The sequence below is a fragment of the Exiguobacterium sp. s163 genome, from assembly GCF_018617135.1.
GTDB lineage: Bacteria > Bacillota > Bacilli > Exiguobacteriales > Exiguobacteriaceae > Exiguobacterium > Exiguobacterium profundum.
The window spans coordinates 785,774-809,098 of the sequence record NZ_JACSJN010000001.1; the positions used below are offsets into that span (position 1 = coordinate 785,774).

At 47.7% G+C, this 23,325-nt stretch carries 13 protein-coding genes, 1 pseudogene and 1 riboswitch; of the genes and pseudogenes, 2 read left to right on the forward strand and 12 right to left on the reverse strand.

Translation table 11 applies throughout. The features are described from left to right. Positions 1-196: 196 nt before the first annotated feature. Together KNO71_RS04090 and KNO71_RS04095 are read left to right on the forward strand one after the other, a co-directional pair. Positions 197-2,281, forward strand: a complete 2,085-nt coding sequence (locus tag KNO71_RS04090) for a heparinase II/III domain-containing protein (RefSeq protein ID WP_214687368.1) — start codon at positions 197-199, stop codon at positions 2,279-2,281. Positions 2,282-2,461: 180 nt separating this feature from the next. Further along, positions 2,462-3,715 (forward strand): protein NO VEIN domain-containing protein, encoded by a 1,254-nt coding sequence (locus KNO71_RS04095; protein WP_214687370.1) that lies wholly within the window; start codon positions 2,462-2,464, stop codon positions 3,713-3,715. Between the two features lie 94 nt (positions 3,716-3,809). On the opposite strand, the gene KNO71_RS04100 is transcribed toward KNO71_RS04095, so the two are convergent. From KNO71_RS04100 to KNO71_RS04155, 12 genes and pseudogenes are all read right to left on the reverse strand, one after another. Continuing rightward, positions 3,810-9,116, reverse strand: a complete 5,307-nt coding sequence (locus tag KNO71_RS04100) for a SpaA isopeptide-forming pilin-related protein (protein WP_214687371.1) — start codon at positions 9,114-9,116, stop codon at positions 3,810-3,812. A 116-nt stretch (positions 9,117-9,232) separates the two neighbouring features. Continuing rightward, positions 9,233-10,000: a transglutaminase-like domain-containing protein gene (locus KNO71_RS04105; RefSeq protein ID WP_214687372.1), complete on the reverse strand. Its 768-nt coding sequence runs from the start codon at positions 9,998-10,000 to the stop codon at positions 9,233-9,235. A gap of 13 nt (positions 10,001-10,013) precedes the next feature. Further along, a riboswitch (cyclic di-GMP riboswitch) is annotated at positions 10,014-10,090 on the reverse strand. A gap of 156 nt (positions 10,091-10,246) precedes the next feature. After that, positions 10,247-10,399, reverse strand: a complete 153-nt coding sequence (locus KNO71_RS04110; RefSeq protein WP_160300231.1) for a hypothetical protein — start codon at positions 10,397-10,399, stop codon at positions 10,247-10,249. 283 nt (positions 10,400-10,682) lie between these two features. Next, the gene (locus KNO71_RS04115; protein WP_214687373.1) at positions 10,683-11,636 is read right to left on the reverse strand and encodes a hypothetical protein; all 954 of its coding nucleotides are present in this window, start codon (positions 11,634-11,636) and stop codon (positions 10,683-10,685) included. Further along, positions 11,593-13,497 (reverse strand): hypothetical protein, encoded by a 1,905-nt coding sequence (locus tag KNO71_RS04120; RefSeq protein WP_214687374.1) that lies wholly within the window; start codon positions 13,495-13,497, stop codon positions 11,593-11,595. Before KNO71_RS04120 ends, KNO71_RS04115 begins: the two co-directional genes overlap by 44 nt. Next, on the reverse strand, positions 13,478-15,598 hold the full coding sequence (locus KNO71_RS04125) for a hypothetical protein (protein WP_214687375.1): 2,121 nt from the start codon (positions 15,596-15,598) through the stop codon (positions 13,478-13,480). The genes KNO71_RS04120 and KNO71_RS04125 overlap by 20 nt, the downstream gene beginning before the upstream one ends. 146 nt (positions 15,599-15,744) lie before the next feature. Beyond that, positions 15,745-15,894: a hypothetical protein gene (locus KNO71_RS04130; protein WP_168169863.1), complete on the reverse strand. Its 150-nt coding sequence runs from the start codon at positions 15,892-15,894 to the stop codon at positions 15,745-15,747. A 180-nt stretch (positions 15,895-16,074) separates the two neighbouring features. Beyond that, a complete protein-coding gene (locus tag KNO71_RS04135) occupies positions 16,075-16,596 on the reverse strand; it encodes a DUF1643 domain-containing protein (RefSeq protein WP_214687376.1) in 522 nt (173 codons plus the stop codon). A gap of 171 nt (positions 16,597-16,767) precedes the next feature. Further along, positions 16,768-18,117, reverse strand: a complete 1,350-nt coding sequence (locus tag KNO71_RS04140) for an Ig-like domain-containing protein (RefSeq protein ID WP_214687377.1) — start codon at positions 18,115-18,117, stop codon at positions 16,768-16,770. Positions 18,118-18,187: 70 nt separating this feature from the next. Then, a complete protein-coding gene (locus KNO71_RS04145; protein WP_214687379.1) occupies positions 18,188-19,525 on the reverse strand; it encodes a trypsin-like peptidase domain-containing protein in 1,338 nt (445 codons plus the stop codon). A gap of 214 nt (positions 19,526-19,739) precedes the next feature. Continuing rightward, the gene (locus KNO71_RS04150; protein ID WP_214687381.1) at positions 19,740-22,748 is read right to left on the reverse strand and encodes a UvrD-helicase domain-containing protein; all 3,009 of its coding nucleotides are present in this window, start codon (positions 22,746-22,748) and stop codon (positions 19,740-19,742) included. Between the two features lie 116 nt (positions 22,749-22,864). After that, positions 22,865-23,321: pseudogene (locus tag KNO71_RS04155) on the reverse strand (JAB domain-containing protein). Positions 23,322-23,325: the final 4 nt, after the last annotated feature.

A 23,325-nucleotide genomic window follows, 5' to 3' on the forward strand; every position in this document is an offset into this window, starting at 1 on the left:
TCACAATCTGTACGCTTTAGACTGTCCTCACCGAGTCACTTTTTCACTTCAATCCAATTGCCGTCTCGGTAGTCTTTTATTTTGACAGGTCGAATACATTTCCTATTTGAAATTAAAAATATAGAAAATTAAGGAAATAACCTCGCCTCATGGTATACTTTGAAAAAGAAGTAAATCTATTTTTTGAGGTGTATCTATGAAACGAATCTTACTCGTCCTCGTCTTGATCGGTGCGTGGGGATCTGTCACCCCGACCGACTCCGCTCAAGCTGCGACGAACCCTTTCCACATCCGCTCTGTCCCGAACGCCATCGTCTATGAGATGAAAAGCGGGAAGTTGACGAAAGTGGCGACCTATTCGACGACGAAACGCTATGCGGCGATCAGTACGTCCGGTTGGTACTACATCGCCCTGAGCGGTGGGAAAAAGGTCTACATAAAAAAGAGTCAGGCGAAGCTTTTACTCGCCGATCCCATCACCCGTTCGAACCTGACATCGAGCGGGACAGCACGACTGGCGCACGAATACATGCGACAAATGGCACCGCATGTCCCTTATGAATACGAGCGTCTCAGCGAAGCGAAGGCAATCGACTACGCGAACCGGGCCCTTAAGGGGAATTGGTACGTCCCGTCCACACCGTATCGTCTGTCGGTCCCAAACATCGACACGTTCGATTGGCATCGGAGCATTCCAAGCTCTTCAAGCAACTCGTATCCGTTCCAGATCCACTATTTGACGGTGTTGAACCAATTGACACAAGCCTACAATGCGACAAACGACACTGCGTATTTGAAATACGGGATGCGCGTCGTGAAAAGTTGGACAAAAGCCCACCCCGTCGCCAACTACAAACAATACCGCTGGCCATATAATGACCACGGCACATCGGTCCGGACGTTCCACTTGTTGAACTTCTGGGACGTGTATAAGTCGTCGTCCCTTTACAAAGACACGGCATTCACAGGTCTGATGCTGCGGACGCTCCATGAGCACGGCACGTTGCTCGCGACATCGAGTTTTTATAAGTACGAACATAACCACGGGGTGTTCCAAGACATGGCGCTCACGGCGATCGCGCAGACGTTCCCACAGTTTGACCAAAGCGCGAATTGGAAAACCATTGCCGACAGCCGGCTCGATAAACAGATTCGCCACAGCATCACGTCGGACGCCGTCCATCTGGAGCATTCACCGGGCTATCAGGCGTACATGTATCACGTGCTCGACCGTTTCGTCATCTGGGCGGACGAGAACCGCTTCACGCTCCCGTCCAGCATGAATCGTGTCGAGTACATGCCGAAACAGCTGACGTATATGGTAAAGCCGAACGGGACGCTCCCGATTTTCGGGGACACGTCCGGGGCTCGGCGCACGACGTCAATCATCCCGCATATCGACGACTTCCCACAGCTCGCCTATGCGGTCTCCGGAGGGAAGGAAGGATCACGCCCACCGCTCACGGTGAAGAAGATCAGCACGCAGTATAGCTTCATGCGTGAATATTGGTCCGCCCCACCGCGTGCCTTCAACCAGGCGACGCAAGTGATGATGACGGCAGGCTATCACAGTAGCGCCCACAAGCACGCCGACGATTTGAGCATCGACTTATACGGGCTCGGTCGGGACTTCATCATCGAGACGGGTCGCTACGGCTACACGAACCGTCCGGAACGTCAGCGCGTCTTCGGGGTCGATGCCCACAATACGGTCCATCGGGACGGGGCGAATCTCGACTTGAGCGCATCGATGCGCGAAAAGAGTAAAATCGTCACCGTCAAAAACCTCGGTCCGTCCCTTCTTGCGATGGGCGAAAGCAAGCTCATCGGCAAAGGAGCGACGCATCGCCGGACGCTCGTCTATGACAAGGAGCAGACGCTCGTCGTCTACGACCGGATCAGCTCTCCGACACAGGAGAAGTTCGTGCAGCGATTCCATCTGGCGGAAGGTCTGAAACTGCTCCAAAGTTCGATGGCGACCCAGAACGTCGTCTATGGCGACTCGAACGGCCGGACGATCCAACTCATGCAGCTCAACCTGAAAAATTCATCGATGCGCAACAGCACGAGTTTCGTCGCCGTCGAGGATTACGAATGGAAGCCGCGTCCGCAAGTCATCTCGTATAACACCGGGAAAGACGTGCGCTACCTTACGCTCATCCGACTCGACCAGTCGAAGACGACGATCCGGTCGGCGAGTGTGAAAGTATCCGGTTCGAACTATATCGTGACGTACACGCTCTCGAATAAAGAGACGAGACAGATCAGTGTGCCGATTTAAATCAACGCAAAATTATTTCAATCTTCTAACGTTATCAGATGACCTCGAATCTATTCGAGGTCATCTTTTTTAAAAATCGTAACATTTTTTCATTGCAACGATTTGAAACGTATGTTAAGTTAAGATCATAAATCGTATCACAATAATCGTGACACGATTAAGATGAATGGAGGATGATTTATGGACAAGAAAATAGAACACCTTATTAACGTAATAAATTTAAGCGGGGAAAAAATTTGGTATCTACCTGTTAGGAACAAAGATTCTCATAAAAATTACAGCGATGCCATTTTAAATAGAGTCACATTTGATGGAAGTCCTTTAAATGTGAGTTACTGGGCATTTCGTTTAGGAAAACTAAATGAAAAGAATTTTACATCAATGTCTATTGATGATTATGTCTGCTTTATAACACGTGATAATGAGGGATACGAAGTTGTCGATTCAATAGGTGTTCTCAGTGCCAAATATATTGACCCTAAAGTCGGAGAAAGAAATTGGAATGATTCAGAATTTAGCTTGATTGTAGAATTCGAAAACGTCTTTGTACTAGAGAATAAATTGCGCTTAACGTACAAACGAAAAAAACTCAACAATATCTTACCTTCTGTTCCAGATGAAATTTTCCATAATGGATATGAAATGTTTAGACACTGGAATTTAAACGAGCGCCTATCACGAACAAAACTAGGATCAAAATTGATTGAAGAAGAGACCTTGATAGAAGCTATAAAAAATAATTGCGGTGGACATTATTTAGGAAATAATCAAAATGTCGTATCCGTTATTAAAGAAGAAAATAGTTCATTCGAGACTAAAACAACTGATTTAGAGACTCTCGTTCAAGAGTTGTTTAAAAATTTGAGGAATATAGATTTTAAGATTCCTGCTGAAGTATCATTATTCGCAAGAGAGAAAAATGAAACTGATGGTAGTAAAGTAATTAGCAAGAAGATAAACCGTTCCAATACAAGTTCATCACCATTAAGTAAACAAAATCAAAAATTATTAGGATTAATGGGTGAGGAATATATTTATAAATTATTATGTGATCGTAAAGAGGAGTTATTCTCAAAACTAGGAGTTTCGAATTTAAATCAGGATATTTATATCGAATGGGACAATATTGAATATAAGGATAATGTGGATGATTTTTTAGATTCATCATTAGGTCACGACATTCGAATAATAACAAAAGATAGAACAATCAGACTTGAAGTAAAAACCAGCTTTACTGATGCAGGCTTTTATTCAATTACAAGAAATGAATTAAAAGAAATGGCTATATATACACAAGATTATTTCGTCGTCAAAGTTAATCATTTATACAAACTGGCTAACGGAGAAGCGCCGACCGTAATATTAGAAAATTTCCCAATCGCAAATGTCATTGAAAATTTGAATCGAGTTAAGTCTATGGAGGTCTATCTCTGACTGAAACTGTTTCATAAAAATCTGTCGTTAAAAAAATAGTGTAATTTCGAAAAGCACGAAAAATTGGAGCCCAGTTGAAACTGGACTCCAATTTTTATGCCGCCTTCCGTCTTGTCGTCCACAGGAACCCAATCCCGATGGCGAGAAGCACCAAGCCGATCCACCAACTGTTCGACGATTCGCCACCTAAGAATGGGAGGCGTTCCGTCAAGGTCGGTTTCTTACTGCCCTCTGACCCAACAGTCGAGTCAGAGTCCGCGTCACCATTTCCGCTGTCTCCGCTCCCCCCTGGAATCTGAGGCTCTTCAAATTCGAAATACGTTGCCATGTTCTCCACGGTGATCTGCTGCTCGTTCGCTCCACCACGCTCGAATCGAATTGTCCGTGGCGTCTCGTCCAACTCATAGCCGAACGGCGCCTCGGTCTCCACGAGCGTATACGTACCGAGTTTCAAACCGGCCACGCGTGCTTCGCCCGACGCATCCGTCGTGAAGGTGATCACCTCACCCGCTGAATCGGTCAATGTGAACGTGGCCCCTTCGAGTGGTTCGCCCGTCTCCTCGTCGACCTTCTTGACGAGGAGTGTCTTGATGCGGTCGTTTTCGACCGTGACCGTCTTCTCGACGTCACCCCGTTCAAACGTGAACGGATGCGGTGTCTCATCTAAGAAGTACCCCTTCGGTGCCTTCGTCTCGACGAATTGATAGTCCCCTGGGACGAGCCCCTCGACGACAATCTCTCCGTCTTCATTCGTGACGAGGTCCTCTTTCACAAGTTCGCCTTCCCCATTCAACAGCTTGAACGTCGCACCTGAAAGCACATCACCAGACTCACTGTCTGTCTTGACGAGACGGACTGTTTTGTACGGGTCGTTCGTCACATCGACCGCAAGGACTTCATTCGTCCCACGTGTGAGCGTGAACTCGTGTTTTGTCGTATCTAAGATGTAGCCTGCTGGCGCCTTCGTCTCGACGAACGCGTAGTCGCCCGGTTCGAGGTCGCGAACGAAGATCTCTCCAGACGCATCTGTGACAAGTCCTTCACGGACGACGTCACCCGACGCATCAATCAAGTCAAACGTCGCGCCCGGAAGCACATCGCCAGTCGTGACATCCGTCTTCGTGAGTCGGACTGACTTTTTCTGTTCGTTCGTGACGGTCAGTGTCGTCGGTGCTGCTTGATGAGATGCCACGCTGAACGTGTGTTCTTTCGAATCAAGCAAGTACCCGTCCGGTGCTTTCGTTTCAAGGAACGCATAGCTTCCCGGTGTGAGACCGCTGACATAAATCTCACCCTTCGCGTCCGTCACGAGCCCCTCACGGATCGTCGTTCCGAACGTGTTGACGAGTTTAAACGTCGCACCCGCTAGACGATTGCCTGTTTCCGAGTCGACTTTCGTCATCCGTACCGCTTTATACGAGTCGTTTGTGGCACGGACTTCTGTGACGTCGTTCGTCCCGCGTACGAGCGTGAACGGACGTGCCGTCATGTCGAGCATGTAACCCGACGGTGCATTCGTTTCTTGGAAGTAATAATCACCCGGGTTCAATCGGTCGACCCGGATCTCCCCGTTCGCATCCGTCTTCAATCCTGCCTGGACGAGCGTTCCACCTTTTTGATAGAGCGAGAACGTCGCATCGGCGAGACGTGAGCCGGTGATCACGTCCGTCTTGATAAGACGGACCGACTTTTGTTGTTCGTTCGTGATGGTGATCTGTTCATCGACGTCTTGCCCGTACTTGACCGTGAACGCATGTGGCGTCTTGTCTAAGATGTAGCCGGTCGGTGCGGTCTTCTCGACAAACGTGTACGTGCCGATGTCCAATCGGTCGACGACGACCGTCCCATCCGCTCCCGTCGTCACGTTGTCACGGACGACTTCGTTCTTGCTGTTGTATAACGTGAATACGGCGCCTTGAAGGGCGACGTTCGTGTCTTTGTCGACTTTCGTCAGCTTCACGCGCTTCATCGTCTCATTTTTGACGTTGTCTTTTTGAACAGCGTCACTCTCGAGCGTCACCGTGAACGTGTACGCTTTCTCGGGCAACACGTACCCGTCCGGCGCTTTCGTCTCGACGAGTTGGTACGTACCGAGGTCGAGGTCCTCGATCAATAGGACACCGAATGCATCGGCCGAGAGTCCCGTGCGGAGCGTGTTCCCGTTCATATCTTTCAAGTCAAAGACGGCACCTGGGAGTGCCAAGCCCGTCTTCCAATCGACTTTCGTCAATTCGATCGACTTGAACGGCTGGTTCTGTACACCGACTGTTGTTGTCGTCAGTTGGTCTTTCACGATGGAGAAGCCATGCTTCTTCGCATCGAGGAGATGACCCGTCGGCGCCTTCGTCTCGACGAAGGCATACATGCCCGGCTCGAGGTCGGTAACGGTGATCCTGCCGTCCTTGTCCGTCACGAGCCCTTGGCGAACGATATTGTCCGAAGCGTCATATAACGTGAACTCTGCTCCTTCGAGCACCTTGCCGGAAGTCGACGTCTTCGTCAATTCGACGTCTTGACGGATCGTGTTGTTTTTGACCGTCGTCGCTTCCTTCACTTTCGCGATGGTGATGTTCCGAGACGCCGTCGATATCAAGTAGCCGTCCGGTGCTTTCGTCTCGACTAGACGATAGTCCCCGTAAAGGAGGCGACCGAACGTCAAGGTCCCATCGTTTCCTGTCGTGCCACGACGGACGGTACGACCACTACCCGTATCGATCAAGTCGAACGAGGCCCCACTCAAGTTCTTCTCACTCAACTCATCCGTCTTCGTGATCGTCAATTCACCGAGCTCTCCACTCGCCGTCCCCATTCCGGACGTGCGGGCGACTCTGACCTTCGATTGTTTCGTCGTCGTGTTCTCAGAGACCTCGTCCGCCGTCAGATAGACGTCGTTCGTGATGTCCGTCCCGACCGCGGCCAGGATATACGAGTCATATTCTAAGATGTATGGGCGATCGATCGGGTTGTTGAACGTAAGTTCGAACTCCCCCATCTCTTGGATCGCTCGGACCGTGTACGCATCCGTCGACAATTTCCCTGCCTTCGCGACCGTACCGTTTGCGGCGACCGTCGTCTCATAGACGCTCAACGAATCAAGCAGGATGTCCTGATTGTTCGATGGGACGTCACGGAGTTTGACGTTTTGCAACGACGATTGTCCGAAGTTGATGTCAATCGTCCAGGCGATGAGCTTCCCTTGCTGGGTGCCTCGCTTCTCGTTGTATTCGCCACCATGACGGACCGTCACCGTCGCCGGCAAGTTGCCAAGCTCGGTCGCCCCGTCTGTGACGACGGCCGTGTTTTTATACGATGGTGCGATTTTCGTATCGTCGATGTTCGTGTCGTACGTGATGACGAACGCGTCATCCGTCGGCTCGTTGAACGTCAAGACGAAGCCCGTGTCGCTCCACACGACGTTATACGCGGACGATGGAATCGGTGTCGCGTCGACCGAGTAGGCGTTCGCGCCGATATTTCGTGTCATCTTTGCGACAGTGAAGGAATCCTTGTCCGGTACTTGTGTTCCTTCCCACGTGTCGGTGACGGTCAGGTTCGTCGTCGCATACTCGTGGTAGTTGATCCCGATTTTCCAAGTGATGTCCTTCGTGACGGCGTTATACGTGCCACCTTTGAATCCGTTGTTGCGCGTGTTCGATGCCGGCTCGACGGAATCCGTCGTCGTCACCGTGCGTCCGTTCGATGATTCGTCGACCCAGTCGACGGTCGCCGCGTTGACGAAGCTCGTCTTGTTCGCGTCCAGACGCTCGCGGTAATCGAACGCCGTTTTATACGTGATCTTATGTGTGTCGGTCAATTGTACGTTGAAGTCAATGGTGAAGCCGTTCGCATCAGGCGTGACCGTGTAGTCCGTCCCTTTCGTCAACCCGTCGATTGTCAGCGAGTCCTCGATGAGCGTCAAGCCCTCGTTCGGGAACGTGTCCGTGATTTTGACATTGTTCATCACCCGTTTGTCCCGGTTCAACTCGAGCGTCCATTCAATCGTTTCCGCCGCATAGTCGGGCGTCTTGTGCGTCTTTCGCAAGACGGCTTGTCCGATTGACCGGGTCGCCGACTTCTTCCAGCCGTTTACTTCGATCGTGTTCGTCACGCTGCCCGAGGAGACGACGCGATTTTTCGCACGGGTCGTATACTCCAACTGATACGCCGTCCCGTTCTTCGGAAGGTCGAAGGTGAACCCTTCGAGCCCCGTGTCTGTGATTTTCAATGGTGTCACAGGAACCTCAACTCGATTCGCGATGTTCCCGTTGGCATCGAGTGTCACTTCAAATAGCGTGAGCCCATCTAGTTCATGCGTCTCGGTGAACAAGTCCTTCACCGTGAGCGAACTCAAATTCCGTTGCCGGAAGTTGATGTCCGACACCCATTCAATCGTCTGGGTGACATCATCATACTTCGGCGTCCGTTTCTCGAGCTCCGTCCCCCGCCCGGCAGCGACCGTCGCTGAGGCCGTTGCTTTATCGAAGGACGCCCCCTCGAGGTTCGTGACGTTGTTGAACGTCGCCACCTCTTCATCGATGATATCCGTGATAAACGTGAGGCGATACGCGCTTTGGATCGTCCCGAAGTCGATGGCGAGACCATCCGTCGTATCGACGGTGAGACCTGTCACCGGTTCTTCACGGAGGACATTCCCGTTCATCGCCATGACGAGCCGGGTCACTTCCATACTGTCGGCGCGATACGACAGACCTGCAGGGATCACGTCCGTCCAGCGGGCATTCTCAATCTGTTTCAGCCCTTTGTTCAACTCGACCGTCCACTCGATGGAACTTGGGTTGTACGGTCGGTCGGCGACACCAGCTTTCGTGATGTCTTTCCCTGAATTTTTCAATCCGACCGATAACATGTGCGAGAGCTGGTTCTCGATCGGGGTGATCGTGACCGTCCGCTCTTCTGAGATCTCGGTCGTTTCTTTCACTTGTGTCAGGGCTTGAATCGTCCCTTGGATGTTCGAGTACTTGTAGACGTTGTCGTTGAACGTCATCGTCGCTGTCCCGTCAAGGGCGAGCGAGTACGTCCCCATCGACTGACCGTTGAAGTTCAGCGGTGCGTTCGTGAACGCCTCGTACACCTTCAACTCACTCGGCATTTGGAACGTGAACGTCGACCCGTCCGTGTAGCTGTGCCCGTTCGGGATCGACCAATCGTAGTTGATCTCGACGATCGAATCGGTCGTGACCGTACTCACCTCGACGTTTTCCGTCGTGGTCGTCCGAATCGTGTACGCGTCCAAAATGTTGTCGGTGATCGTCATGACCGGATTGTCCGGTGGCTGCGGGTCCGTGATGACCGGGTCCCCTTCCGCATACGCCATTCGCGAGACGGCGAACGGCTGCACGACGAGCAACATGGTCAAGACCATGGATAACCATCGTTTCATGTGCGTTTCCTCCTGTGTCTTTGTTTGCAGACATCACAAACGTGGAACAAGGAGATTCGCCTCAAAGAACATACCAAAAAAAGGCCGCCTTCTCTGGAAGGGACCTTGGTCGTCGTTCAATCATAGAGCGTGGCACGATAGTCAGAGGCGCTACGGTACGTCGTCGTCCGTCGCTCGGTCACGTCACGCGTCACATCGATGATGCGCCACTTTCCGTTCACGAACACCTCGTTCCACGCATGATACCCGTCGACCCCTTTCGCCGTCCCCATCACGAGACGGGTCGGGATGCCTTGGGCACGAAGGAGTGCGGCGTTCAAGGACGCGAAGTCATAGCAGATCCCCCGTTTCGTCCGAAGCGTGTCGGCGTTATTCGGTAGATAAGTCGATGAGAGCTTCATGATCTTCTTGTCGTCATAGTCAACGAGTCGGTTGACGTGACGGCTCGTCACGAGCGTTTGCGTCGAAGTGGAGTAAGATGAACGTGACAACGACGAGGCGAGACGCGACGTCGCAGAATCGATGGAGACATTTTGGGTGGAGTGGAGATACGGCGCCGTCGAATGGACGAGGCGGACCGTTTTCTGAAGGCGGTAGACACGTTTATAGCGTTCCCCGTCCGATGACTGGTAAAGCGTGAATGTATAATCCCCGTTCCCATAGTTGACGTTGAAATGATTCTTCCCTTTATAGACATCGTAAGTACGGACCTGCTTGCCTTGTCGCACCTCGAACTTGAATGACCCTTTGTCCTGGTTCGAAATGTACACGTCGACTTTCCCCGTCCGTGTATCGACACGCGCGCTCGCCGCATCTGCGGCGGCAGGTCGCACCACAATCAGTGCGAACAACAATACCAACATCCCTGCGAAGAATTTCTTCACGAGACGAACCTCCTTTGGAAACTGGCTGCCATTTTACAGGCCCTGTAGCTTTGCGTCACTAGCTTTCGCGTAGTTTTGCCATTATCAGTGAAGTCTTACGCCTCAACCTTAGCATAAGGGATGCGTGGACGATGTCTGATTTTTAAATTTTATGGGAATGAATGTGCCGAAATGAATGCGCAAAACCCCTCGTCGTACGTGAGGTGAGAGGATCTAGCGGAATCTGTCAAGAACAGACAGATGATATTATTTCGAACGGAATGACAGTTGCTCCGTGAATGGGAAACGGCGACGGATTTGTTGCTTCACAAATCGTGACAAGACGACAATCGAATTCAAGACAAAACCGAGGGTCGGAAGCGCCAGCAACAATAAGACGTAAAAGAGAACATCGTTCAATGGACACAGCTCCTTCGTATGAGGTAGGGAGTATGATCATCTACATTTAAATAGCGTGGAAATCGTAAGTCATTTGATGGGTTACAATTCAATCCATACCTTTATCTACCATTAGTGTAACCTTATTGTAACAAACATTCCGTTTCTTTTTACTAAAAAAGGGGAATTAATTATGTCTTCTTTAGGTCTTTCGTTCGACAGGAAGTGACAATTCGCCTACATTCAAAAGACGAACTCGTTTGAGTCCGTCCGATGATCGATCATGTAGTGGATTGCATGCTGTTTAAATGAGCTGCAAGGCAATTTGAGATGCACCTAACACGCCCAGTCCAATTAAAATCCATCGACTCTGCTTAAATCGGATTTCATTCTGCTTAGCGAGTGCCTCATTCTCTTCTTTCAACTGAATTATCATAGCTTCAGTCGAGGCATTCACGTCATCAAGTAATTGTTGCCGCATCACGACATCACTCTCAGCCCGCGTTTTCATCTCTTCCGCAATCGTTTGTTCCCACGCAATGCGTGACGCATTACTGTCGGCAACGGCTTGGAGGAGCTCTTGTTTCGTGGCTTCACGTAACTCATCTTGTTGGTGTTCTAATTTTTGAATGGTCGCATTCAGTTCATCGACTTGCCGCAACAGTTCTCCTTGCCCAGTTTGAAAATGAAGTCGTTGTGCCTCGTTCGCAGCATGGAAAGCAGTCGACTGTTTGGCAAAATCGTCTTTCATTTCATTTAGTGCACGTAGCCAGTTGTTGTATACCTGTTCTAACTTTTCAAATCGTGTATCGACGTATTCCATCGTCGTTTTTTGCTGTACTTGTAAATCTTGCATCTGACTCTCGGCATTGCTCATATGACTCGCAACCAGCTGTTCAGTCGAGGAAACCGATGATGCCAACGCATCTTTCATCTGCTCGATTTCTGTCGTGAAATGACCATAGAAATCGCGGAAATACGACCGCACCTGTTCGTCTAGCTCCTCGACACGTTCAACCGATCTCGTGCTATCTGAATGAACGACCTGCTTCAAATTTTGAATGCTCGAAGATAGATAGAGTTGATCCTCTTCAAGTTTGGCTTTTAAGTCATCCACTTCTTGTTGAATCATCAGGATGGTTTGTTTCAACTTCGTATCGAGGTCGTTTAAGAATACCTCTTGATTTAATTGTCGTAGGGACGACAACGCTTGTTCATAAAGCGCGTCTTCCGCTGTCATGGCTTGTTTCGTTTCCATTCGGACACCCCAATGCTTGTATAATCTCCTCGGCATCTCGTCCGAGCGTGTATAAATAAAGTCCAGCGCTGTAACGTTCTTGAATATCGTCAGACGTTGCTTGTCGCAATAGCTCTTGCTGACGTTTCGCGAAGTGCTCAATGAAGAAACTTCGGTATTGTTGTGCGTGGACCAAATCTTCTTCCCAACGTTCTTTCGTACTCGTCAATCGTTCTTGCAGTTGAATCACGCTTTGCTCAGCTTCATTCAATTCGACCTTGAGCATATCCATCTCATGCGTGTAACGAATATCCAAGCGCACTCGATTACTCGAAAACGTTTCGGATATATCCTGTAATTGCTTGTAGATGTGTTTCGCTTCGTCGTAAACTAACTTACTTAGTCTCATCGTCTCCTCGAGGAGGTATTTTTTCATCCAATCCATCTGTGCCTCATAATTCTTTTGAGAGAAATAACGATCTACTTTCGAGTCATCCCATGCAAAAAATTGAATTTCTCCCGGATGTGTTACCTGTAACCGCGTAGAATCGACGTAATCGAGTTCAAAATAAATTGTGTTCAACAATTGATTTATCATCTCTACGTCTTCATCCAATGACTTTTCCAGCATCGAAATCGCTTGAGAAAAAGCAGCATTCAACGCCGTTCTCGATTTAGTATGCTGTGCTTGTATCAATGCAACATCAATCAACACTTCTTTTGATTCACGATTATGAATCACTTCGTGTACCATTTTAAAATGATCTATTTTGGAAACTAACTCTATCGCTTGGTTTCCAAAATCACCAACTTGGTCTTCAATCTTTTCCTTTAGCTTTTCCATCCGCTTATTCAGTCCTGCGAGTTCGCGTTCTGCTACATCTAAATCTTCTGTGATGTGGCGAATCTCTTCATCACTCTGACGCACCACTTCTGCATAGTATCCCGTCAAAAAACTAAAAGATACGTGCCGATAATCAGTCTGTTCAATCCGGGCTCGTAACTCATTCAAAATCGACTGGGCTATCTCACGCGCGTCCGGTTCAAGGCGATGCATACTGGCACCAATCTCGACAGGATATACTGTTCCTGGTGGTCGACCCAGGATGTCACCAATTTCACGATGGTAGTAGGCGCGGAGGTCTGTCTCGTTTGAAATGGATTTGTCCCGTAATCGTCGTTTGACCGATTCTGGAGAATACGCACGAGTCAAGACGACATAAAAGTTATCCGGATAGTCATACCAATGTTGCAAATGCGTCATGCCGATATCTCGAAGGAACGTCAGGTCACCTGCCCCATTGACGATGAGACAGATATGCGACCGAGGAATCCAATGATTGACGCAACGTTCGACGTGACGAAGTTCACGTTCCTCCGCTGACTCAATCCCTGGCAGGTCAAGCAATTCGATGGCAACGTCTGCTTGTTCAAAGTAAGACTTCGGCAAGGCAATCCGCACAGGAGCGAGCGAATCGATTCGCCCCGCCTCGACATCGATCCGAAGTGCGGATAATCGTTCTTCCAATATGTCTGTCGACTGAATCACTTCGGGTTCTTGATTCGGCAAGGTGAGCACGTAGTCTTCTGTCGCAGACACACTGTAACTCGTGACAGTCACTGTCGCAGATTGACCAATTTCCCGTTTCCCTCGCAAAAATGACGAGATTTCGTCAATCGCCTCTTCTTTCACACCGAGTAAATTCAAGATGAGTGTCGTTTTCCCGACCTGTGTCGGGCCGTACACCGATAGGACGACCTTCTCTTGATTCGGTGTCACACCTTCAGCATCATATAGTTGAAATCGGCTCATGAAATCGTGCTTGGCGTCAAACGCCCATTCGTACCGATTCTTTTCAAATTCAATAAATAGCTCCCGCATTGCGGAACGCCTCTTCCCGGAGCTTGCCACACTCGTTCTTCAATCGATTCACGCGTACCTCTACTTCTTCATACAGACCTAAATTTACGTCATCCTGTCGACGGGCGTAGTACGCATGCATCAATTTGGCTCGCATTTCATCCATGACACTATTGACGAGGGCGAGTGTGGACTCCCGCTGATAATCAGCTGTTGCTTGAAGTACTTGTTTCGCATAGTCATGACGCTCGAACTTGAATTTCTCAATCTTTTCCGAACCTCGTTTAACGGCGAGTGCCGCAACCGCCCCACTAACCCCAACTGCCGCAACACCTGTTGCTACTCCGGCTGCCACTCCGAGCGCCTCAAGAGCTCCTACAATGGCTCCAAAACTGTTGAAGTTCCCGTCAAGCGCATCGATACCAAAGAAGACGGCTGTCCCCGTCACCATGCGATTGGCATCAAGCACGAGTCCCGAGTACTCTTGATGAAACCCTTCCATGTCACCGATTTTGGCTTTGAGTGTCTCATATTCTTCAATCCCATCGGCGACAAGACTCACATCACCTTCTTTTCCTTTCGTCAAGATAAGGTGTTGTACAATCGTTCCAGCAATCACCGGGAGTTGTTGGGTGTGTTGACCACCGAGTGAAACATCAAGAACAGTCGGATCTAAATAACGATCGACCTCTGTCAACGTTACACTAAACGCTTCCTGCATCGTGTCTGTGGTCGTCGCTGCAATCTCGAGTTCAGGCTGCTTCGGAACAAGTTCATTCGCTTTCGGTTCCATGAAACTGAGAGCGGGTTTCGACGCCGTCTGCTCAATCTGTTTCGATTGAAACATATGAGGCTTATAGAGTCTAAGACGTTTCCGTGTCATCGTTTCAATCGACTCCATCATCATGACGTCCAATACTTGCGGATTTTTAGTCATGTAGACAGCTTGAATTGACTCAATTAATTCTTGTCGTTCATTGAACGTCATATCTTTTTTGAAGGAAGCTCGTGCCTTGTCCCATAACGTATGCTTTTCTTGCTTAATACTCTTCGTGACTTCACCGATACAACGTTGCACATGGGTTTCTAAACGTCCTTTTAACGTGTCGTCTAATTCTTTAATATACTTATCTCGAGCCTCATCAAACGATCGTTGCATCATTCGCAACTCACGTTGATCATTCTTTCGGTCCGATTGTGCAATCAATACATGCTCCAGTTTCACGAGTTCACGCGCTAACGTTTCACCAATCGTCATGAGTTTCTTGTGATGGAGTTGGAGTGAATCTTGAGTGAATTGACTGTTCGACTTGAGCAATCGTTCCATTTCTTGTGGGACATTTTCGATGTCCGTATCGGCTAAAATGATTTGTGACTCGTCTGCCATACTGAACTTTTGGAACAAGTTTTGAGAAATCATCGTTCTCTTCTCTTCTGTCAACTCGCTCGCATGTGTGAGGACGAACCCAGGTGCTTTGTCTTTATACGTCGAAGCAACTTGTTGCAATAACATCTCTTGATCCATTTGGGCGAGTCGAGCATGGTTCAAGACAAGAATCATCCCCGTCGAGCATTTCAAGAAAATATCAAGGAATTTTTGTGAATCCGAGCGAGCGCTCCGTTCGAATCCCGGTAATAAAGCAAGAGTCAAATGACCGAGCACGTGGTTGTTCGGTAAAATGATTTCAAACCAAAGCATATCGCTACTTGGATTTTGTATACCGGTATTGAGTTGTTCTTTTGTGATCGATTCATCTTTCAATTCAAAACTTCCCGTCGCTGTCTTGATTGCGCGGGTCAATCGATAAGTGATTGTCGTTGCGCTCGCGTCAGATGAGAGAAGCACAGGACGTTTTTCTCCAACTCCGACTTCTGACAACAAGAGGTCGTCCGGTAAATCGAGCATTCGTTTCACAACGAGTGTTTTGCCGGCACTTTGTAAGCCAGCAACACTGACGATATGACGGTTAGAAAATAGGTTTAACACGTTTAAATCCTTGTATAGCCCTTCAATCGTTGTTGTGTCGAGGTTGAGTCGATTCGCTTTTGCAATTAACTCGTGAAGTTCATGTAGCATCGTCTGCATCGTGAATTCTTGTTTAAAATCAATCAAGTGGTCCATTTTTTCGTCTCCTTTGTTGAATCATAAAATGTATTGTTCATGCCACAACACGAATTCGATTCCATATGTATAACTTCAAAAAGCGCGTCCTCTAAACCAGTGAGAGACCGCGCATCAAATCCGTTCGTCTTTATCCGATCATGCAATTATTTTCGTTCAGATTCTTTGCGAATCGTTCCGATTTTTTTATCGCTTCGTGTGTCTCTTCCATCTGAGTTTCGAATTGTTCCTGGAGGCAGACCGTGTTTCTTCTCAAAGGTGCCGACCGTGCAGTCACTTCTCGTTTTGCGCGCCATGTTCTCACTCCTCATCCTTCATTACTTGTTTCATTTTAATACAAAATCTAACAATTGAAGATAATGTTTTTTCTTTTTTATGGAAATGAATTAGTGGGTTATTATTTCGTGCGTCTCCAACTAAATATACAAAAGGCTATGTGCATTTGTATGGATTACAAACACACATAGCCTGAGTCACTATTTTTCAATCGCCTTTTGGAAAACGGTTGGCACTAAATCGCCTCTTAAAAAGAGTGGGTGTTTCGGATACTTTCCATCGACTGTTCTCTCTAAGCAATAACTGTCTTGCTCCCTTAACAAATGAAGCACTTCTTGAATTCGCTGTATTCCATGAGGTCTTGGAATACTAGTTCCCCACGCCACAATCACTTGTTCCGAGTCCTTCATCATCTCTAAAATATGTCGGTCGTTGTCTGGTCCGATTGGGTCGTCAACTTCTCGCAATCGTCTTGGATCTGTCGAAATATAGGCAAATAGATTGGCAACCTTGATGCCATCGTATCCCCATTTCTTCGCATAACTGATACACTTTCGAAGCGTCGGATCGGGTTGATCTTGATTGCCAATGCTCGGATTTAACATGATGAATGTGACATACCGTCCTCCATCACCCCACTCACATGAAAATTGATAGCGATATGTTTTTGAGTTATCAATCACCGAATGAACTCGATACGATAAATCCCAATTACCATTCATGTGTTCATCCTCCTTTTTAATACATTTATTATATCCCTTAAGTAAGTCACCACCGATTCAAAAAAAATATCAGGTTGATTCACATCTATATCACTCAGCACATAAGATTGATCTTTCGATATAAAAACCGAGTCCGACATATCATCAAACTCAGCCTCACTTCATCCTATTCTACCTCGACACCTTAACCGTCTTCACCGTCGACCCGTATTTATTCTTACTCGTCACCTTGATTGACGTCCCTACTTTTTGCTTATTGATCGAGAACGAGTAATTTCCTTTCGCATCAGCCGTTCGCTTATACGACTTCTTCCCAATCGTCATCGTGACGCTCGCTCGTTTCTCGGTCTTGCCACTCACTTTCGTCGAACGGACGGAAACGCAATTGACCGACAACGCCGGCAGCAAGTGACTAGAAGATACCTTCAACTGATAGGTTCCGGTGTACGAGGTGCCTATACCGCCTTGCACGTAGACAAAGTAATCTCCTTTCGGAAGAACGACCGATTCGTCATAGCGCCCCGGTTCAATGGACAAGCTATATAGATAAGTCGACAATACCTTATCGCCTCGAAGGTTCTTCACCGTCAAGCTCGCGGCACGATCGATGAAGGACAACAATTCCACTCGGACGCGACTTTCTTTCGGTAACGACAGTTTGTACACATCCATCGAATCGTTCCACGAAATCAGCCCGGTACGTGATGTATAGAACGGGAACCTTTCCGCTTCGACCGACCCATTGTTCGGCTCTCGCTCTTGATTCTTCGCAGGTTTGAACGAACTGAGAATCTCATAGACACCCGTATTCGACCGATACGTCAAATCGTATACGTTCAGGTAATAGATGCCGGGTTCCAAGTCGAACACCATCTTCTGTTTCCCCGGATTGTTCATCAATCCCGATACTGATTTTTGATAAATCGACGTGTTCATCTCATCTATTAATTCGAAGTAGACCTGTTGCGAGACAAAGCTCGTCAACTCCAATTGAAGCCGTCCCGCTTGTTTTAGTTCGATCCGATACACATCGCTTCGATCTTGCAACGTCAAATGACCAGTTGTCGTTTTTTGAAGCGGCAACGGCTGTGCCAAGAGCGTACCATCGTTCGGCTCTATGTCATCCGTCGTCACTGGATTAAAATTCGCAAGAATCGCGTATTTACCGAGAGCATAACTGAACTGAAGTCGATACGTGCCTTGATTCAAATCAAGCGTCTTTTGATAAAGTGCCAGGGAATACTGACTTCCACGAACCCATTCATACACGACGGAACGATTGTTTTCATCGACTAGGGTCACTAACGTATTTGCCATCTCGAGCGTCAAATCCAGTGTCAGTTTCCCGTTTTGAGGTAACGTCACCTCGAAGGTCTGGTTCGCTTCCCCTTTCACGAGCTCTCCTTCTAGTACTTCTCCGAAAACTAAATTATGTGTCGTCGTTGCAGCAGTTATAGGCGTGATCGACATCGACCCTTGAACCCAAATCAATAACAGACAAACGAATACAATACGCTTCATCGCTTTTCCCCCTGACGTCATAGAGAAAGACTGACACGATGGCCAGTCTCTCTACTTCTATTCAATCGTGTTACTTCAGTTCATAACTCATTCGATACGGTTGATTCCAATATTCCGATTCAGCTAAACCTGATAATGGGAACGAGACCAAGTAATACTCGCCGGCAGGAATAACGAGGTCTAGCGTTCCATAATAACGCCCTTCATTCGAGTACTCTTCACTGTAACGAATTTCCTCACCATTCGCGTCAAATAGACCGAACGCCCAGTATTCGCCTTGCTGATTGTTCATCCATCCCCCGAACACAGATAACGTCATTCGCTTATCGGTCCGGAAGACGAACGTATCAACATCTTCTAAATCATAAACAGAACCAATTAAATCTCCAGAAGCATATGAAATCACATCCGCATCCGCAAACGCATCATTCAATTCCTGTTCTCGTGTATCCCCTTTGCCGGATACGACAGGTAATTCATATTCTGGTTCAGTCGGCATTTGCACATTCGCAATCGTTTCGCGCCCGTACTTCAGCGTATCCAGTTCTTGAATCGGAACCGCATAGTTCATATTTTGCGAATCTGGGAGTCCCCATGTGACGACGCCGATGACCTGTCCATAATCGTTAATGAGAGGACCACCTGAATTGCCATGAGTCACACTGGCGTTAAATTGAAGATAAGGTTGCCCACTGAAGAAAACTTCACGATTACTAAGAATCCCTTGTGTGATCGTATTATCCACACCTTTCGGGCTCCCGAGGGCATAAACGGTTGATCCTGTACTTCCCGCTTTTGCTGTTGATAATGTCGGAATGGACTGAAGGGACGGGACATCTAAAATCGCCAAATCCAATGCATCATCGAAGCGCTTCAATTTGAGTGTTTCGACTTCAGTCCCGTTTGCGAACCGAATACGAGCATATCGGTTCGATTCACCCGAAACGACGTGGAAATTGGTGATGACCTCCCCTTTCTTCGTCACGAATCCACTCCCAGTCGAAGTGAGTCGATTGGAAGCATCGTACATCTCAATCGTCGCGACCGATGGATTGACTGCCTTGAACGCTGCTTGTGCATTTAATTTCTTCGGTTTGACCGTCACGCTAATGGTCGACTTCAACTTCGTCTTCTGGACGGTGACCGTGATCGTCGCTTTTCCGACCGCTTTCGCTGTAATCTTTCCATTTTTCACGGTCGCTACTTTTGTGTTCGACGATTTCCATACGTATACTGGTTTTTTCACACCACTCGTTTTTGCCTGTACCGTTTTGGATTGGCCAACCTGTAACGTCACGCTTTTTGGAGAAACCGTCAAACTTGCTGCAGCTGCCGTTGTAGGTAAGCATGTACTGAGTAACAGGAATAGGATTGCAAGAAGAGAAAACTGCGTTACGAACCGTTTCAAATCTCTCGACCTCGCTTTCGTGTATTAGTTAATTTGTATGAATCATGTCCATCATTTTTATAGTATCAACTTAGGTCTTTTGTCGGATGACACTTATCATTTTTTAAGTCAATCAATAATTTAAAATCGAACAGCAATCGTTCGACAAGATTCGTCATGCCCGCCTCCTCATTTTCTCCAAAAGAAAAGAACCGCCCTCGGCGATTCCATTCCTTCATTTCACTCTCTTCCCAACCTGCTTCATCTGCTCCACATCTTCTCGTTCCATCGTATGTTTACAAAGCGGGAAGTTCAAACAGCCATAAAACTTGCCATTCTTCCCGTCCCGCAGCACAAGATATCCTCTGCATGAGGGACAGACAATCGGATCATGAATGATGCTTGGATGATTAGCGGTATAGTCGCAGCCCGGGTAGTGACTGCAACCGACAAACGTTGACTTTCGATTTGCCTGTTCGCGAATGACCAAGTGACCATCCAGACAGCGAGGGCATTTCGGATTATCCCGGATGCTTTTACCCTCCTCGATTCCCATTTCATACGGGACTTGTTGCTCCTTGATCAACTCTTGGACAAACGTCGACATGCGGTCATCCGGTGTCAGCACATACGTCGTATGTTTCGTCCGCGTCAACACCACATAGAACAGACGGCGCTCTTCCCCAAACTCCAGCTCTTCTTGTTTCTGAAGGACGAATGACAATAACGGGTCATCCATGATCTTATTCGGGAAACCATTCTTACTGTTTGCCGTATTGATTAAGATTACGTTCTCTGCTTCGAGCCCCTTTGAACGATGAGCGGTTAAAAAGGAGATTCGAAGATTCGGATGCGTCCGGTCGGTCACTTGCACTTCATCTTTCAAATACTTCACTCGAAACGAAGCGCTTCCCTCAATTGACTTGATGTCAAAGTTGTTCCGTCCGACGAGCAGTACATCCGACTCCGGACCATGTGATTGAACGATTTGATCAAGCGCTCTACGTAAGGCGATTTCAAAGTCGTTCTTCCCCTTGATCCCCATCACGCGAACAGGTGTGATCAGTCGTTTTCCGGAAGAGAGATTCTTTCGGATTTGACGCTTGTTCTTCATCACGAATCGACCAGCGATATCGATCAATTGTTGCGAGTTTCGATACGTGTTCTCAATTTTTAATAAGGCACTCTTCCCGAAATAATGTTCAAAATCGGTGAACAGGCTCAAGTCAGACCCCGCAAACCGATAGATAGACTGCCAGTCATCTCCCACGCACATGACGGTTGATCCCGTCTTCTGGCGGATTGCTTCAATCAGACGATAACGACTGACGGAGATATCCTGATACTCATCAATGATGATGTATTTGTACGGCAAATGAACAGCATCGGACGAAACAATCGAAGTCGCTTCGTTGATCATGTCATTGAAATCGATTTTGTTCGTTCGTCGTAGATGATCCTCATACATCCGGTACATCGGTTTGACGAGACGGAAGAAGAGGAGTGCTCGTTGATAATGAAACAAGTCCTTCTTGTTCAAACTCTGTGCGAAGATATCAAATTGAGACTCCGTATAATGATTCGATTTGAACAATTGAAGAAAACTCGACACAAAATCGACGAAGTCGTTAAAATGATTCTTCTGTTTCGTACGATATAACTTGTCGAATACTACTTTCGGGTCCACTTCCCGGAAGACGACACCTTGCTTCAATAATTTCAATCGTAGTTGATCTAACAAATTTCCTTCTTGCCGGTAATATGAATACGTCTCCATCAGCTTCGTCCCGTGTTCACTATGCAGCTGTCGTTTCCATTCCATACCGTCGAGATACTTCTGTTCCTCGATTGGACTGAGCCAAGGAGCGCGATTGTTCCGGTTGATTCCGAAGTGTTCTAAGTACAAATCGTATTCTGGCAGATAAAAGTCCGGTTGATACTGACGATGATATCGAGTCGCTGTCTGATAAGGGTAGTTCTTCTCATATTCATATTCGATACCGTTCAAGAATAAGAAGTTCGCAATCATGACCTCTTCGAGACTCTTGACCTTCTCTTCTTGAATCGTGATCTTCTGTCTTTGTTGTGTGGCAATCATCTCAGCAGCTGTGAGGGATTTCCATACTTTACTGCGTAGCGGTTCTAAATCCACATGCTTATTATAGTCGTGATATTCCCCGGCCGTCTCAAACTCTTCAATCCCTTTTGGAATGTAGAAATAGTAACCGAAGAAGTCGATCAGTTCTTTCATACGATGCGGATGTTCATAGAACTGATGCATACAATAATCACGGATAACTTTTTTCAATTCGTCCTCGACTTGAGGCTTTTGCTTTCGACCTTCAGCAATGATCCCCATCCCGAGCCCATGGAACGTCTTGACCTCCACGGGGATATGAAGCCGTTCGCAGATTCGCTCCTTCATCTCTTCGGCTGACTTTTTAGTGAACGAGATTAACAAGATTTCATGAGGCTGTACTTGTTTTCGTTCAACCAAATATTTCACTTTGGCAGCGATCGTCAATGTCTTCCCCGACCCAGCACCGGCGACGACGAGGTTGGCATCCTCATTAACGATGACCGCACGTCGTTGTTGGGCATCGAGCGACTTCCCATCGATTGAGTCAAAGAAGGAGTGGGTGCGCTTCAACTCTTCGGTCACATACGTTTCATTCCAGTTTTCCACCTGTCGATTAAGGCCTCGATAAAGTTGTATGAACGAAGTCGCTTCTGGAATAGAGTCATCCTTGAAGAAGTCGTATACGTCTTGATAATCACCGAGAAGTCGTTTCCGTAATGAGTCCCCGATATAGTGGCGTCGCGCCGCTTCGACGTCTTGTTGAAAAGATGCCATTTGCTCATAATATGTACGGAGTCGTTGATTGATCCGTTCGACCCGTTCATGGAGTTCTCGCCAAACATTCAACAACTCACCTGATACACGAACGTACGCCGTATTCAATGAAACGACTGAAGATGGGAGTGAACCGTCCTCATGTTTCAGTTTGGTGTGTGTCGTTTCATCTAGTAGGAATCCTCGCTCACTCAGTTCATAAACATGATGAAAGCGTCCTTTCTCCTGCATCACTTCTTCTGGAGAAATGAGTGACTTAGAAGATTCCCACGCTACCATCTGCTCCTTCAAATTGTCCAAGCCGATTTGTAAAACATTCACGTCACGTTTCAATTGCGGTAAGACACGTCGTATCATAAAGAATCGTTGTATCGATTGGATCCATCCCATATCATCACCATACCATTTACAATATTTTCAACTCTTCTTCAGTTTATCAAAAAGCTCATCATATCGAACATGATTCTCGGCAAATGTTGAATCTATTTTCTACTGTGAGCTCATAGCTAATCAATCTCAAAGTGAGCGATACGTCTAATCAAATGGTCGAGCAGATGGATGCCCATAAGCTCACATGCCTCTTTCAGACGTTTCGTCACCTCGATATCCTCTCGTGACGGTTCCGTGTTCCCACTCGGATGGTTATGCCCGACCATCACGGCGGCCGCGTTCGATAAGATCGCGACCTTCAACACCTCTCTCGGATGGACGAGGCTCGCGTTCAGACTCCCGATATGGCAGACGTTGACGGAGACGGGCTGATTCTTCGTGTCGAGGCTGACGACGAGGAAATGCTCCCGATCGAGCCCATCCAATTTTTTTCATTAGTGAATAGCCGTCATCCGGTCTGTGGATGGTCCGTCCCTTATAGCGGACACTCCCCTCTTTGACGAGTTTGACGCTGACGATATCGACACGCTTTGTAGGTTGATTCGGTTTCATCGTTTCTCCTCCTTCGGACATAAAA